This window comes from Uliginosibacterium aquaticum (assembly GCF_012972705.2).
GTDB classification, from domain to species: Bacteria; Pseudomonadota; Gammaproteobacteria; order Burkholderiales; family Rhodocyclaceae; genus Uliginosibacterium; species Uliginosibacterium aquaticum.
Genome location: NZ_JABCSC020000001.1, coordinates 1,344,746 through 1,359,528, shown reverse-complemented (window position 1 = coordinate 1,359,528; position 14,783 = coordinate 1,344,746). Strand labels below are relative to the sequence as shown.

Sequence of the window (14,783 nt, the reverse complement as noted above, 5' to 3'; positions counted from 1 at the left end):
GCAAAACACGACATTGGCGCTGCCCCCTGAGTCCGGCTGCGTCCTTCAAATACTTCAAGGAAGCGCTCATGACAAACCGACTGGGAATCGCCTCCGATCACGCGGGTCTGGAGTTGAAAAAGGTCCTCGTGGCAGAGCTCGAGAAACGCAACCTGTCCGTCCGCGAGTTTGGCACCACCACAAATGACTCCTGTGACTATCCCGACTTCGCCCACGCGGTAGGGAAAGCCATTGAAAACGGCGAGATCGACCAGGCCATCCTGGTCTGCGGTACGGGCGTCGGGATGTCCATCGCGGCCAACCGCCACCCGGCCGTCCGCGCGGTGGTGTGCAGTGAGCCCCTGAGTGCGCGCATGTCACGCCAGCACAACGACGCCAACATCCTGTGTCTCGGCGCACGAGTCATCGGCGCAGGCACAGCGATTGATATCCTTGAAGCATTTCTCGAGGCCGCCTTCGAAGGCGGGCGGCACGCAAGCCGTGTTGCAAAAATCAACCTTGCCTGACTGTGCAACGTGGAAGCGGCCGAGCCTGTCCATCCGGGCGATCTGAACGCCCGTTTTCTGCGCGATGTGCTGAGCAACCGCCACAACCGCGCAATTCTCGACCGATGGAATACGCTGGCCCTGCCCGATGCCTGGCTCGTAGCCGGCTGTCTTTTCCAGACGGTGTGGAACCTGCAGGCCGGACACGTACCGGAGTCCAACATCAAGGACTACGACCTTTTCTACTTCGACCCCTCAGACCTCAGCGAAGCAGGCGAACTTAGGGTTCAGGCCCATGCGGACGAAGTGCTGGGCGTGCTGGGCATCACGATCGAAGTCGCCAACCAGGCACGCGTCCACCTCTGGTACGAATCCCACTTCGGCCAGCCCTATGCCCCGTTGCGCAGTTCGCGCGAAGGCATCGACCGTTTCCTGATTCCCGCCACCTGCGTCGGCATCCGGCCCGGGGAAGTCTACGCGCCCAACGGCCTGCGACGCCTCTACGATGGCATCCTCAGTCCCAATCCGCTAACTCCCTACCATGAGCTATTCGAGCGTAAAGCAGCCTCCTATCGCTCACGCTGGCCAGGGCTTCGCATCCGCCATCATTCAGCACCCTGCTAAACAAACCTTGGACCTCAAATCATCATGCCCTGGTTCATCCTGATCATTGCCGGCCTCATGGAAGTAGGTTGGGCTGTCGGCCTCAAGTACACCGAGGGCTTCAGCCGCCTGTGGCCCTCGGTCGGCACCGTCGCCGCCATGCTCGGTAGCGTGGTGCTGCTGGGCGTGGCCATGCGCTCGCTTCCACTGGGCACGGCCTACGCGGTATGGACTGGCATCGGCGCCATCGGCACTGCGCTCTTCGGCATCTTCGTGCTCGGAGAGTCGGCGGCCACGCTGCGTCTGGTGAGCCTTGCGCTGATCTTTGCCGGCATCGTCGGGCTCAAGCTCGCCCACTGATTCTCGCCCTGAAGTCTGCCCGTCATCTTCGCCTCACACGGGCTGACTACCCTTGGCCAACCCACAGTCAGGCAGGAACATGAGAGATGAGCCACACCATAGACGACGCCGTTGAGTTGCTGAAGCGCAGCCATGCCGGCCGTGATCCCGAGCGGCTGGCACTCAAGTACGCGCTGCTGCGCCGCGACCCGTTTGCCTTCCTGCGCGGCACAAGCGCCCTCTTCCATGCCCGCATGCCCAACGACAAGCTGCTCTACAAGGCTCCACTGGCCTGGACTTGTGGCGATCTGCATCTGGAGAACTTCGGCAGCTACAAGGGCGACAACCGGCTGGTGTATTTCGATCTGAATGATTTCGATGAAGCCACCCTGGCCCCGGCCAGCTGGGCCCTGACGCGCTTCGTGAGCAGCGTGCTGGTGGCAGCCCCGGCACTGGATTTTGACCGGGACGAAGCCCTGGCCCACGCCGGCGCCTTTATCGAAGCCTACGCCAGCGCTCTCAGCGCCGGCCGCGCGCGCTGGCTGGAACGCGATACTGCCGATGGACTGATCCGCGATCATCTGGAAGCGCTTCGCTGCCGCAGCCGCAAGGATCTGCTCGATAGCCGCAGCACCCGCCGTGGCAAGCGCCGCAGCCTGAAGATCGATGGCAAGAAAGCCCTCCCTGCGAGCGACAAGCAACAGCACAAAGTGCGCGAACTGATGACCAGCTTTGCCAGCGAACAGGCCGAGCCGGAGTTCTTCGAGGTGCTGGATGTGGCCCGCCGGATCAGCGGCAACGCCAGTCTCGGGCTGGAGCGCTACGTGATCCTGGTTCGCGGCAAGGGCGGGCCGGACGATCACTATCTGCTGGATCTGAAGGAAGCACAGCCCTCCACGCTCACGCCCCATTTGCGCACTGCGGAGCCGCGCTGGGCCTCGGAAGCGCACCGGGTGATCGGTGTGCAGCAGATGATGCAGGCCATCCCGGTGGCTTTCCTGCACCCGCTGGAACTGGGCCGCCGCAGCGGCGTGCTGCGCGAATTGCAGCCGGCCCAGGATCGCATCGATCTGCGCGAAGCTGCCGGCAAGAACCGCAGCTTCCGCGAGATGCTGGGCCAGATGGGCGAGCTTGTGGCCTGGGCGCAGCTACGCAGCAGCGGCCGCAAAGGCTCGGCAATAGCCGACGAGCTGATCGAGTTCGGCACCAAGCACAAATGGCGCAGCCGCCTGCTGGCGCTGGCCGAACACTGCGCCGAGCAGGTCGAAGCGGATTGGCAGCGTTACTGCGTGGCGTATGACGACGGCGCTTTCAAGCCCTGATCTAGACGGATCAACGAAAAACCCGCTGCAGCATCACCACCAGCCCGACCGGCAGGATGGCCAGCAAGGTCAAGCCAAACACCTGCTGGCTCGCCTGCAACATTGGCGTGCCTGCGGCCTGGTCGACGAACACGCCAGCCAGCGTCTGCAACAGCCCGGAAGACGCTGGCGAATGCTCCAGCCGGTGCAGCAGCAGGGTCGTCAGCGCGATGCTCGATGACAGGCCCAGCTGGCGCACGATGTTTTTCACCTGATAGCCATGCGAGAACACCTTCGCCTCCAGCCCAGAGAATGTGCCGAAGGCCACTGGCCCGAGGAACCAGGGAATGGCCAGATAAATGGCCAGGGTGGCCGGCAATAGCTCGACCCAGCCTCGCGGCAGCTCCATCATCGCCAGCAGCAGGCAACCCGTGGCATACAACGCAAGGCCGCCGAGCATGTAGCAACGATGCCAGGGCCAGCGCCGCGCCAGGGCAACATGGGTCAGCGCCATGGCAACCGTGCCGGCCAGCCCGCAGCTGGAGACCAGCGCCGTGGCCAGCAACGAGAGCCCCAGCACGCCGTGCAGCAGGATCGGCAGCATCAGCCCGGCCACTCCGATCAGGAAGTAACCGAAAAAATACATCGCCAGCCCGAACAGATAACGCAGTTGAAAGAGGCCGCGGTAGTTGATCAGCGGTCGATCCTTGCGCCACTGGCGCCAGGCAAACACGCTCAGCATCGCGATCGATACCAGCGCCGTCACCAGCACGCGGGTCAGCGGGCTGCCTGCGAGGCTCAGCGACTGGATCGCATATTGCAGGCAGAACACACCCAGGCACAGCCACAACAACCAGCCCCAGTGCTCCTCTGAACGCAGCTCGGGCGGCGTCACCGTGCGCGCCAACTGCCCCCGTGCCAGCCAGGCCACGATGAGCACCTGCGGCAGTCCGAAGGCAAAAATCGCGCGCCAGCCGCCCAGTGCCATCAGGCTGGCCGAGAGCAAGGGGGCCAGCGCCGAGCCGCCGAGCAGGCTGGCGATGAAGACCAGCAAGCCGGCAAAGCGCGATTCTGCAGGCATCTCATTGATGGCCAGGCGCCCGGCTGTGAAGAAAGTCGCCCCACCGAGGCCTTGCAACAGTCGCCCGGCGGCAAACAGACTCAGGCCGGAGGCACTGGCGCACAGCAGTGAGCCGGCGCCGAAGACGGCCAGTGACAACATCACGAAACGCTCATAGCCCAGCCGCTCGACCATCCACTGATGCTTGTAGAGCATGAAGATCGCCGCCATGCCATAGAGCGTGTAGGCGAAGGCAAAATCAGCCGCCGAAAACTGCAGGCCAGCCATGATCTGGCTGGCCGAAAACATCACCATGCCGTTTTCGATGAATTCGACGCTGGTGACCGCCGCCAGTGCCAGAAGGCGTGGGCGCAGAGACGACGGACCGGATGCGGCAGAAGCTGGCATGAAGTGAAAATCCAGGTAAAAAACCAGTTTAAACATCACCATACAATCGTAAAAATTGATTGGTCTGATCTACAGTATCGACATGAACGATATTGACCACAGCCTCTTCCGGCGTCTGGACCTCAACCTGCTCGTCGCCTTCGATGCGTTGGTGAGCGAAGCCAGCGTCACCCGCGCCGCCGCCCGGCTGTGTATCGGCCAGCCAGCCATGAGTCATGCCCTGGCCCGTCTGCGTGAGCTTTTCAACGATGACATCCTCTACCGCGAAGGCAGCGCCATGCTGCCAACCGGTCGTGCCCGCAGCCTGGCGCCGGCGGTGCGCGAACTCCTGCTTTCGGCCCGCAGCCTGGCGCTGGGAGAGGCCAGCTTCGATCCAGCCCGGATCAACGAGCAGTTCCAGATCGCCCTCAACGATCCCCTCGAAGCTCTGCTGCTGCCGGCGCTGATGGCACGGCTGCGCGCCCGAGCACCCGGCCTGCAGCTCTCGGTGCGGCCGATTCCCGCTTCACGTCAGCTCGAAGAACTCGATGCCGGTACCATCCGCCTGGCGGTCGGCCACTTTCCCCGCGTGCGCGCCGTGCATGAGCAGACGGCGCTGTATGAAGCCGGTTTCTGCTGCGTCTTCAACCCGGCCCTGATCACGCTGAAGGATCAGCCCAGCCTCGCCGATCTCACCGGCCTGCCCCACATCCACACCAGCTATACCGGCGACGGCCCCGGCATGATCGACCGAGCCCTGCACCGGCGCGGCCTGCGCCGCCAGGTGGTAGCACACGCCGCCACCCCGCTGTCGATCCCGTTCGTGGTCAAGCAGAGCCCGCTGGTGGCGGTGCTGCCCGAGCTGGTCACACGCCTTTTCACGACCCATCGCGATCTGACCATCCTGCCGCTGCACGAAGAAGACCTGCGCCTGCCGATCTCGGTGGTAATTCACCGCCGTGACACCTCCGACCCGCTGACCGGCTTCATGCGCGAGACCCTGCTGGAAATCGCCCACAGCGTCCTCACGCCAGCCAGCTGAGTGGCGCGCTCAACCGGCTCCAGCCCTTCCGGACAGAATGGGGCAACCAGCCCTGGCGGCTAAGCTCGCGGCATCGCCCGGGAGCCTTTCAATGCGCCATCTGCCCTGCCTACTGCTCAGCCTGCTACTGAGCCTTTTCTCGCTCCACACGCTTGCCGCGCCGGAAATCCTGCTGGCCGAGCTCTATCGGGACGGCATTGACCCCGGCGCTTATCTGGTCAGCGAAAAGCTCGATGGCGTTCGCGCCATCTGGGATGGCCAGCGCCTGAGCTTTCGCAGCGGCCATCCGGTGAATGCGCCGGACTGGTTCATCCAGGCGCTGCCCGCCACCCCGCTCGATGGCGAACTGTGGGCCGGCCGCGGCACATTCGAGCGCCTCTCGGGCATCGTGCGCAAGGCGCAGCCGGTGGATGCCGAATGGCGCGAGCTGCGCTACATGATTTTTGAACTACCGGGCGCCCCAGGCGATTTCAGCGCCCGCGCCGACGCCATCCGGCGCCTGACTGCTGCGGCAGGCATTCCCTGGCTGCAAGCCGTCGAGCAATTCCGCGCGGCGGATGCCGCCGCACTCAGGCAACGCATGGCGGCCGTTCTCAAGGCGGGTGGCGAGGGCCTGATGCTGCACCGGGCCGACGCGCCCTATGTCACTGGGCGCAGTGATGTGCTGTTGAAGCTCAAGCCCTGGCAGGATGCCGAAGCCAGAGTCGTCGGACATGTACCGGGCCGGGGCAAGCACCGCGGGCGTCTCGGTGCCCTGCTGGTGGAAGCGCCGGATGGCCGGCGTTTCAGCCTCGGCAGCGGCTTCAGTGATGCCCAACGGGAGGCGCCCCCCGCGCCGGGCGCCCTGGTTACTTATCGCTATCAGAGCCTGACGGTTCAGGGCCAGCCCCGTCACCCGGTATTCCTTCGTCAGCGCGCGGCTGCTGGGGAATCCGCAGAGTAAATAGCGAGCCTCGACCTGGCTCGGACGCCAGGCTCACCCGGCCCCCCAGCAGGCCGGCCAGTTTGCGCACCAGCGACAAGCCCAGGCCGCTGCCGCCCTTGTCGCGCTGCACCTTGCTGCCTACCCCACCAAAACGATCGAAGATCGCCTCCTGATCCTCGGCCGCGATACCGCAGCCGGTGTCCCGCACCTGAAAGACCAGGTCTGTACCTTCCGCCTCCAGTTGCACGCTGACCTGACCATGGTCGGTGTACTTGATGGCGTTGTTGATCAGGTTGTTGAGGATCTGGCGCAGGCGCAGCGCATCCGATTCGAGTACCGGCAACGGCCCCTGACGCGCCATCTCAAGCAGGAGTTCAAGGCCCTTGCCTGCGGCATGGGCACGATGGCCGCGCACCACGTCAGCCACGAAGGCCGGCAGATCGATCGGCTCGGCATGTACCGTCATCTTGCCCGATTCGATCTTGGCCAGATCAAGCAGATCATTCACCACGCCCAGCAGATGCTTGCCGGAGTTGCGAATGGTGAGCGCCTGCTCGCGCTGCTCCACATCCTTCAGATCCATCGCCAGCAGATCGGCGAAACCGAGGATGCCATTGAGCGGAGTGCGCAATTCGTGCGACACGCTGGCGAGAAAATCACTCTTCATCCGGCTGGCGTCTTCCGCACGCTGGCGCGCCTCCTCCGAGCGCAGGAAGGAATCATCCACCGTCTCGGCCATACTGTTGAGGGCACGGGCCAGATCCCCCATCTCATCTCGCGAGCGCACATCGAAGCGCTGCTTGCGATCCCCCGAAGCAAAGCGGCGGATGCCTTCCACCAGCGCACCGATGTGGCCGGCCAGGAAACTCGCCATCCAGAAGGCAATGCCGATCACCAGCACCACCATCACGAAGGTGGAGCCAGCCAGCTCCACCGTCATGCGCTGCATGCTGTTCTCCACCATCTGCAGCATGTCCTGCCGCTCCTGGCGGAAGGCCTCGTTCTTCTGCTCGATGGTGAGGCCGATCTGGCGCGCCGAATCGGTCGCGGCGCGGTGGAAGTCGTCCACATTGGCGCCGATGGTGATGAAACCGAAGCCGCGCGCTGAATCGCCGTACTGACCGGTGTAATAGGGAATCGCCGCCGCCGTGGTGAGCTTCTGCAAGCCGGTGAAGAAGATCTCAAAGGAGCCCGAGCCGCCCTGCGCGGTAAGCTGGTTCCAGCCGGCGCATTGCGGCGAGAAATTCAGATAGCGGCAGTCCAGCCCGAGGGTGCCGGCCGCCAGCAGGGCTGCGGCCGGTTTGCGCTTGAGGCTCTGGTCCCGGAAAGGCGGAATGTCCGCCGAAAACTCCGCCCAAGATTTGCCTGAGCCCTTCCACTCCACGTAGAGCTCTTCGTCCATCCACGGCGGCACCTGCTCACCGCTGGCCGGATCGTAGCCAACGATCATGTAGTCACGCGGGTGAGCAATGGCGCGGCTCTTGTGATCCCACATGAAAGCATAGTTGCCACCGATGGCATCGATGATCGGGGTATAGCGCGCCTCGGTCGGCAGGATGCGTTCGGTAAACTGGCGCAGGTGATCGTGATCGAGCGCCAGGCTCACATAGCCCGTGATGCGGCCACTGCGCACGACCGGCATGGCCCAGCGCACGATGCCGCGAAAACGCTGGCCAAGCGGGTTCTCGGTACCGGCATAGGCCGATTTCTGCGGTTCGAAGGCGATCCCGGCCTTCTCTGCGGCCTGCGGCGTGTAGGGCCCGATCACATGGCTGCCAACATAGGCGCCGATCACTTCGGAAACATAGATCTCGCCCGGACGCAGGCGGCGCAACTCGGGCCAGAAGGTTTCGGCACGCACAAAGGTGTTTTCACGCCGGCTCACATTGCGCAGGCCCGGCCGCATCACTTCACCATCCACGATGCGCAGCTTCTCCTGCCCATCCAGCCCGATGAAGCTCATTTCAAGGTAGAGCGGCCGTTCGCTGCGCTCGCCCCGGTACTCGGGCGGACGCGCGTGGAAGGATTTGGCATTGTCCGGCAGGGCCTCGCCAGCCCGGGCGATGCTGGCCGGGTCCGGCGAATGTGGCACAGCCGGCTCCCAGCCACTGCCATCGGCTTTCAGCCTCCACTCGCCATGGCGGTAATAGTCGCGCGTGCGATGCCTGAGAAAATTCCGGTAGCCGGCCTCATTCGGCTCCAGCAGGGCAGCAGCCTGCAGATCCCGGTCGCGCTCGTGCAGGAAGGCGGCCACGGCCAGGGCCGTGTCAGTGGTGAGGCGCTCGATAGCCTCACGTGAGCGGTCGTCCAGCGCCACGATGGCATCCTGGGTGGCCTTATCGCCCACTTCGCGGATCGAGCCGGCCATATTGTCAGCCATCACGGCGGCGCGCTGCCCCAGCGCGTGCCCCAGGCGATGCGCAGCCGACCAGGCCAGGGCAGCCAGCAGCACCAGCGGCAGCACCTTGATCGCCACAAAGATCAGCACCAGCTTGGCACGCAGGCGCAGGGCAGGAATCTTGATCATTTCCAGAGGCCTCCGGCCGCCCATACGGACGTGGGGCCCAGCATAGCGCGAGCGGCCGGGCAAACGCAGGCAAAGGGGTATAATCCGCGCCCTCAACGAATGCAATTGTCACGGAAAGCCAACAATGGAAGCAGAACGCCTCAACGCCGTCGCCAACAAGATGTCCGAGCTCAAGAGCCGGGCAGATGAGCTGCGGAGGTATCTTTGACTACGACAACAAGTCGGAAAAACTGATCGAAGTCAGCAAGCAGCTCGAAGATCCGGCGATCTGGAACGATCCCAAGCGCGCCCAGGACCTTGGCCGCGAGAAAAAAGAACTCGAAGGCGTGGTGATGGTGCTCGACGGCGTGGCCGCGAGCCTCGTCGACTGTGCCGATCTGTATGAACTAGCCGTGGGCGAGGACGACGAAGACACCTTCGTGGCCGTTGAAGCCGACGTGGCCGACGTGGAAAAACGCGTCTCCGGCCTCGAATTCCGCCGCATGTTCAACAACCCGATGGACCCGAACCCGGCCTTCATCGAAATCCAGTCTGGCGCCGGTGGCACCGAGTCGCAGGACTGGGCCCAGATGCTCGAGCGCATGTACCTGCGCTATTGCGAGCGCAAGGGTTTCAATGTTGAGCTGATGGAAGAATCCGAAGGCGAAGTGGCCGGCATCAAGAGCGCCACCATCAAGATCACGGGCGAATACGCCTACGGCCTGCTGCGCACCGAAACCGGCGTGCATCGCCTGGTGCGCAAGAGCCCGTTTGACTCGAACGCGCGTCGCCACACCAGCTTCGTGTCGGTTTTCGTCTACCCGGAAGTGGATGATTCGATCGAGATCGAGATCAACCCCGCCGACGTGCGTACCGATACCTACCGCGCCTCGGGCGCCGGTGGTCAGCACATCAACAAGACCGACTCCGCTGTGCGTCTGACCCACGTGCCGACGAATACCGTTGTGCAATGCCAGAACGACCGTTCCCAGCACAAGAACAAGGACGAAGCCTGGAAGATGCTGCGCGCCCGCCTGTATGAGCTGGAACTGCGCAAGCGCCAGGCCGAGCAGCAGAAACTGGAAGACACCAAGAGCGACATCGGCTGGGGCCATCAGATCCGCTCGTATGTGCTGGACCAGTCCCGCATCAAGGATCTGCGCACCAACTACGAAGTGGGCAACACCCAGGGCGTGCTCGATGGCGACCTGGATGGCTTCATCGAAGCCAGCCTCAAGCAGGGCGTGTAAGGCCTGCTGCGCTCAACCCCGGAAGCCGGCCGGCCGGCTTCCGTCTCTCCGGCCCACGCATGATCGAACAGTCCGCCCCGATTCCAGACTTCGACCTCGCCGGCTTCCTCACCCCTGGCGTCGAGCCCGACGACGTCCCGGCGTTGTGGTCGCTGGTGCGCTCGCGCGAGCTGATCAACACCTTCATCACGCTGTTCCGTGGCGGCGAGGAAGAGGTGTTCGTCCGCCTGCATGTGCTGCGCGAGATCAGCGCCCGCGCCGATCACCCGCGCTGGGAGCCAGACGAGCTGCGCCGGCACTTCGCCTACATCGATCCGATCAAGCTCGAAACCGTGCTCGGCCGCCTGCGTGGCAACGGTCTGCTGGTGTACGGCGAAGACGGCAGCTACCAGTTCTCCGACAGTGGCCGAAACGCCGTGGCTGCGATGGCCATGCTGCTCAGATTCGGCGACAACGAAGATTCCGAGCTGGGCTTCCTCACCACCCAGCTCGCCGGCATGCAGGCCACCGGCACGATCACGCCGGAAGTGCTGCAGCATCTGCTGGCCAAGCTCAATGCGCTGACCGCTTCCTTTGAAGACGCCATCGCCTCAGGCTCCGAATTCCGCATTCTCGACGCCCGCTCGCGCCTCACCGGCAATGTGCGCTGGCTGGAAAAAGGCACCACCATCCTGCGTGGTCTGCTCGCGGAAGACGAAATCAGCCCCGAGACCAGCCGTGTCGCGCACGCCATCGGCCTGGCCCAAAGCCGCCTGGCACGGGTCGACGCGGCCTTCCAGCGCGCCCTCAACAAGATCGAATCACAGCGCGTCACGCTCGGCGCCTCCGGCGTGTCGTCCTCGGACGCCGCTGCCTGGCTGCGTAGCCTGGATGTGCGCCGCATCGCCGCGCTGGCCGATGGCGCGCTAGGCGCCGGGCCACAGATGCAGTTCATTGCCGGCGGCCATGAGCTGCTCGACCGCGCGGAAAGCTCGCTCTCCGAAGAAGTGCGCCAGATGGAAGCCGATGCCACCCTGCCACCGGCCGAAGATGCGCCGCAGGACGAAGTCGCCCCGTCCGAAGACCTTGGCCTGCTGATCAAGCTCTCCGACAAACTCGCCGGCATCCCGACGGCTGTGCCGGCCAGCAAGCTCATTCTGGGCGGCGGCTTTGGCCCGGCCAGCTATCGCCTCTCGCTGCTCTCGCTGCTGGGCAACGAGGAAGCCGGTGCCTCCGGCCCGGTGGCCGACCTCACCCAGATGCCCTACGACCTGCAGCTTGAAGACTGGCTGGTCGAAGTCATGGAAGACGAAATCTCGCACATGTCCGCCGGTAATGTCGTGCGGCGTGACGCCACTGTCGTGGAACCCAAGCCATGAACATCGAAATCACCGAACTCACCGCCCGCCTGCTGGCCCACCGCTGGCTACCACGCGCAGATACCCAGGTGCGCCGCGCTCTGGTCGATGAAGCCTTCCGTCTCGAGCTGGAAACCAACCTCGCGGCAGTGGGCTTGCAACTGCTCGACAACCCCTTCGCCGAACATGTTGCCGTAGGTCTCAAGGATGAAGTCATGGACGCCGTATTTGGCGGCCGCGATTATCAAGCCAGCACCATGGGCCTCACGCGCGACGAGATCGCGCTGCTAATCGTGATCTGGGCGCTGATCATCCTGCCCAAGCGCGAGCGCCAACTCGGCCGCCGCCAACTCGGTGACGACGGTCAGAACGACATGTTTGGCCAGGAAAAACCCATCGAGCATGGCGACACCGTCTCCGGCGCGATCTCTGAAGCCTCACTGCTGGCCGACTTTGGCGCCCAGCTCGGCGGCCGTACCAAGATCCGCAACTTCGCACTGGGCAAGCTCGCCCGCCTCGGTTTCATCGTACGCAGCAACGGCTATCTGCATGAAGGTCCGCTGCTCGACGTACTGCTGGACTACCGCGTGCTGGCCGACCGCATCATCAACGGCACCCTCGCCGACGTGCTCGCCGCCGCCGGCCGCGCACTGCCCGCCGGGATGGGCGAAGACGAAGAAGAACTGTTCGACGAGCTTGACGACGAAGTCGAAGCCCGCCGCTAATCCCTTACAGGACACCCGATGTTCCACATCCGCGATATCGAACTCGTTCACTGGGATTTCTGGCGCCGTTTCACGCTGCCGCTGGATGCCCACATCATCACCATCGTCGGCCCGAATGGCTCCGGCAAGACCACCCTGCTCGACGCCATGCGCACCCTCTTCGCGCTCAAGTGCTCGGGCAAGCGCGATTTCCGCCGCTATGTGCGCCGCTCGAACCACGGCTTCGCGTGGATCCGCGCCACGGTGTCGAATCAACCCGGCAACACCGGCAAGCGCCCCTTCTTCCCCTGCCTCAAGGATCAGGTCACCCTGGCCTGCCGCGTCAAGCGCGCCGGTGGCGACTGGAGCCGTGAGTACTGCATCGAGGATGGCAATGTCACGGTCGAGCAGCTGGAGGAAACAGCCCAGTTCGTGGGCCTGCGCGATTACCAGTCGCGCCTGGCTTACGCCGGTCTGACACCGGCCATCGCCAAAGTGCTGTCGCTCGAGCAGGGCGACACCGACAAGCTTTGCGAATACTCGCCGCGGGCGCTCCTCGATCTGGTCTTCGACGTGTTCGGCGACAAGGAAGTACTGGACAACTATCAAGCCGCTCGCGAAGAGCAGAAGACCGCCCAGCGCGAGCTGGAAGCGCTGGCGCTGGACCTGGAAAAGCTCAAGGCGCAAGCCGAAGCCCGCCGCATCGAGGCGGATCGCTTCCTCGAAGGCCGTGAATTGCAAGCCGAGGCCACCGCACTGGAGGCCGAGGCCATTCCACGTCTGGAAATCGCCGAATTGCAGAGCGAAATCGCCAGCTGGCGCGACAAGCTCAAGCGCGCCCGCCATGAAGTGATTACCGCCATCGAAACCCGTGCCGCCTCGGAAGAACGCGTCGCCGCGCTGGCCGGTGAAAAGGCCCAGGCCGAAGCCTGGCTCACAGAAGCCAGCAAACGCCAGAAAGAGATCGACAGCCAGTGGCTCACCGCCCGTGACGCCCTGCGCGACGTAGAGAAAAAGCTCGCCGAGCGGGATGCCTTGCGCGAACGCGTGGCCAAGGAGCATGGTGCTGCTGCACTGGATTCCGAAGACGCCGCCGCCAATGCCTACAACGAGTGGCAGGCTGTGCGCACGAAGGTGCGCGAACTTACCGCCCGCTTCGAGGACGTCACCGCCCGCCTGCGTGAAGCACAGGGCAAGGGTGGCACGCCACACGACAGCGAAGTGCAGCGTTTCCGCAGTGCGCTCAATGATGCCGGCATAGAGCACAAGCTGCTCGCCGAGATCACCGAAGTCACGGATGTGAGCTGGCAAGGCGCCATCGAGGCCATCCTGCGCCCCTACCGCTCGCTGATCCTGCTTGAAAACGAAGGCGATCGCCATGACGCCTGGGCGCTGGGCGAGCGCGAGCGCTTCCGCCACTTTGTGGTGTCAGACCGCGCCCCGTGCCCCGACGCCCATCCCGGCAGCCTGCTCGAAGTGGTGCGTTTTGCCGGCGAGCCTCCGAAGTGGCTCTCCGAACTCCTGAACCGTATCCGCCGCGTCGACAACGCTCAGGCCGCTTCAAAACTGCCGCGCGAGCAAGACTGGATCACCCGCGAGGGCTATCACCGCGAGCGCCGTGGCGCCCGTCATCTGGGCGTGCCGCACGATTTCTGGTTCGGCGAACTGGCCCGCACCGCCCGCCTCGAAGCCCTGCAGCAGGAAGTTGGTGAGCTCGACAAGCAACTCGCCTGGGCCCGCAAGAAGCAGGACGAGAGCGAGGCTGCAATGCAGACCGCACGCCAGAAGCTCCTCGGCATGCAGGCCGCCGAACTGATGCTGGCCCGCGCCGCCGAATTCGAAGCCGCCGAGCAGGACAAGGCCAGTTTGCAGGCCGCCCAGCAGCAGGCCGAAGCCACGCTCAACGAGGCCCGTAGCAAGGTCGACCAGTGCAAGGAGCGCCTCTCCGGCATTGCCATCGAAACCGACCGCCGCTCGCGTGATCTGGCTGCTGCCCGCGAGGTGCTCGCGCGCATGGCCACCGAATCACGGCCGCAGCGCCTGGAGCAGGCCGCCCGACTCCTGAAATTGCGCAGTAAGCGTCGCGGCATGCCGGCCGACTGGCTCTCACCCGCCGCTCAGGAAGAGCTTGCTGAGCACTACGGCGGTCTTTCGGGCGCACGCAACGAACTCTCGCGCCTCAAGCGCCGCATCGTCGACGGCGAATGGCCTACCGACGAGAACGTGCTGGTCATCAAGGAAAAACTCGGGCTGGAGCTCCATCAGCGCGAGGGCGACTACGGCCAGCGCATGGCCTACTCCGAGCGCACCAAGCAGATGGTGGACGAAGCCCGCGCCGCCTACATCGCCCGCCTGCGCGCCACCGTGCGCCAGTACGGCAAGAACCTGCGCGCGCTCGGTGAGCTCGCCGGCATCAACGTCGAATGCCCAGTACCAGTACTGGATAACGACGACAGCACGCTCGCCGCCGCCGGCCTCGAAGTAGCTTTCGACTTCGACCAGAAAGGCGCCCAGACGCTCAACGACGGCGAGGCCTCAGGCGGCCAGCAGGTCATGAAATCCCTGATCCTGCTGATTGGCCTCCTGATGGACGATGCCCGCCCCGGCGGCTTCGTGTTCATCGACGAGCCCTTCGCCCACCTCGACGTCGCCAATATCGACCGTGTCGGGGCGTTTTTGCGCGCCACCCGCGCGCAATACCTGATCACTACCCCGGTCACCCACAACGCCAACGTCTTCCAGCCGGCCCAGCTCACCCTGGTCACCCGCAAGAAGAAACCAGCGGACGCCTGGGCCCCGCCAATCGGGGTTTTGCGCCGCCAGATCGACTGAAACAGTTTTTTT

General features: G+C 64.4%; 12 protein-coding genes. 10 read left to right on the top strand and 2 right to left on the bottom strand.

What is annotated here, in order from left to right; genetic code table 11:
* Positions 1 to 68: 68 nt before the first annotated feature.
* The 4 genes from rpiB to HJ583_RS06035 all read left to right on the top strand — a co-directional run bounded on the left by rpiB (position 69) and on the right by HJ583_RS06035 (position 2,749).
* Positions 69 to 506 carry a ribose 5-phosphate isomerase B gene (gene rpiB, locus HJ583_RS06050; RefSeq protein WP_170021056.1) on the top strand — a complete coding sequence of 146 codons (438 nt, stop codon included), beginning with the start codon at positions 69 to 71 and terminating at the stop codon, positions 504 to 506.
* A gap of 9 nt (positions 507 to 515) precedes the next feature.
* Positions 516 to 1,109 (top strand): nucleotidyltransferase family protein, encoded by a 594-nt coding sequence (locus HJ583_RS06045; protein WP_217423273.1) that lies wholly within the window; start codon positions 516 to 518, stop codon positions 1,107 to 1,109.
* Positions 1,110 to 1,133: 24 nt separating this feature from the next.
* A complete protein-coding gene (gene sugE / locus HJ583_RS06040; RefSeq protein ID WP_170021055.1) occupies positions 1,134 to 1,448 on the top strand; it encodes a quaternary ammonium compound efflux SMR transporter SugE in 315 nt (104 codons plus the stop codon).
* An 86-nt stretch (positions 1,449 to 1,534) separates the two neighbouring features.
* Positions 1,535 to 2,749 (top strand): DUF2252 domain-containing protein, encoded by a 1,215-nt coding sequence (locus HJ583_RS06035; RefSeq protein WP_217423272.1) that lies wholly within the window; start codon positions 1,535 to 1,537, stop codon positions 2,747 to 2,749.
* Between the two features lie 10 nt (positions 2,750 to 2,759).
* On the opposite strand, the gene HJ583_RS06030 is transcribed toward HJ583_RS06035, so the two are convergent.
* On the bottom strand, positions 2,760 to 4,196 hold the full coding sequence (locus HJ583_RS06030) for an MFS transporter (protein WP_170021054.1): 1,437 nt from the start codon (positions 4,194 to 4,196) through the stop codon (positions 2,760 to 2,762).
* An 82-nt stretch (positions 4,197 to 4,278) separates the two neighbouring features.
* Between HJ583_RS06030 and HJ583_RS06025 the strand changes: the two genes are divergently transcribed.
* Together HJ583_RS06025 and HJ583_RS06020 are read left to right on the top strand one after the other, a co-directional pair.
* Complete coding sequence (locus HJ583_RS06025) at positions 4,279 to 5,217, top strand: LysR family transcriptional regulator (protein WP_170021053.1); 939 nt, start codon at positions 4,279 to 4,281, stop codon at positions 5,215 to 5,217.
* A gap of 91 nt (positions 5,218 to 5,308) precedes the next feature.
* Positions 5,309 to 6,160 carry a DNA ligase gene (locus HJ583_RS06020; protein ID WP_170021052.1) on the top strand — a complete coding sequence of 284 codons (852 nt, stop codon included), beginning with the start codon at positions 5,309 to 5,311 and terminating at the stop codon, positions 6,158 to 6,160.
* Here the strand turns inward: HJ583_RS06020 and HJ583_RS06015 are convergent.
* Positions 6,066 to 8,669: a sensor histidine kinase gene (locus HJ583_RS06015; RefSeq protein ID WP_170021051.1), complete on the bottom strand. Its 2,604-nt coding sequence runs from the start codon at positions 8,667 to 8,669 to the stop codon at positions 6,066 to 6,068. The two genes, HJ583_RS06020 and HJ583_RS06015, sit on opposite strands and share 95 nt — an antisense overlap.
* 124 nt (positions 8,670 to 8,793) lie before the next feature.
* Between HJ583_RS06015 and prfB the strand changes: the two genes are divergently transcribed.
* From prfB to HJ583_RS05995, 4 genes are all read left to right on the top strand, one after another.
* Positions 8,794 to 9,898, top strand: a protein-coding gene (prfB, locus tag HJ583_RS06010; protein ID WP_216821651.1) for a peptide chain release factor 2 whose coding sequence is annotated in 2 segments (ribosomal slippage) — positions 8,794 to 8,874 and positions 8,876 to 9,898 — 1,104 coding nt in all. Because the reading frame shifts where the segments join, the coding sequence is not laid out codon by codon here.
* 59 nt (positions 9,899 to 9,957) lie between these two features.
* Positions 9,958 to 11,256, top strand: coding sequence for a hypothetical protein (locus HJ583_RS06005; RefSeq protein ID WP_170021050.1), 1,299 nt, complete (start codon positions 9,958 to 9,960; stop codon positions 11,254 to 11,256).
* Positions 11,253 to 11,960 (top strand): hypothetical protein, encoded by a 708-nt coding sequence (locus HJ583_RS06000; protein WP_170021049.1) that lies wholly within the window; start codon positions 11,253 to 11,255, stop codon positions 11,958 to 11,960. The genes HJ583_RS06005 and HJ583_RS06000 overlap by 4 nt, the downstream gene beginning before the upstream one ends.
* 18 nt (positions 11,961 to 11,978) lie before the next feature.
* Positions 11,979 to 14,771 (top strand): ATP-binding protein, encoded by a 2,793-nt coding sequence (locus HJ583_RS05995; protein ID WP_170021048.1) that lies wholly within the window; start codon positions 11,979 to 11,981, stop codon positions 14,769 to 14,771.
* The last annotated feature ends 12 nt before the right edge of the window (positions 14,772 to 14,783 follow it).

Bases quoted from the DNA above. Each gene is read 5' to 3' on its own strand.
- HJ583_RS06030 (WP_170021054.1), bottom strand. From the start codon at position 4,196: ATGCCAGCTTCTGCCGCATCCGGTCCGTCGTCTCTGCGCCCACGCCTT.
- HJ583_RS06005 (WP_170021050.1), top strand. From the start codon at position 9,958: ATGATCGAACAGTCCGCCCCGATTCCAGACTTCGACCTCGCCGGCTTC.
- sugE (WP_170021055.1), top strand. From the start codon at position 1,134: ATGCCCTGGTTCATCCTGATCATTGCCGGCCTCATGGAAGTAGGTTGG.
- HJ583_RS06020 (WP_170021052.1), top strand. From the start codon at position 5,309: ATGCGCCATCTGCCCTGCCTACTGCTCAGCCTGCTACTGAGCCTTTTC.
- HJ583_RS06035 (WP_217423272.1), top strand. From the start codon at position 1,535: ATGAGCCACACCATAGACGACGCCGTTGAGTTGCTGAAGCGCAGCCAT.
- rpiB (WP_170021056.1), top strand. From the start codon at position 69: ATGACAAACCGACTGGGAATCGCCTCCGATCACGCGGGTCTGGAGTTG.
- HJ583_RS05995 (WP_170021048.1), top strand. From the start codon at position 11,979: ATGTTCCACATCCGCGATATCGAACTCGTTCACTGGGATTTCTGGCGC.
- HJ583_RS06025 (WP_170021053.1), top strand. From the start codon at position 4,279: ATGAACGATATTGACCACAGCCTCTTCCGGCGTCTGGACCTCAACCTG.
- HJ583_RS06015 (WP_170021051.1), bottom strand. From the start codon at position 8,669: ATGATCAAGATTCCTGCCCTGCGCCTGCGTGCCAAGCTGGTGCTGATC.
- HJ583_RS06000 (WP_170021049.1), top strand. From the start codon at position 11,253: ATGAACATCGAAATCACCGAACTCACCGCCCGCCTGCTGGCCCACCGC.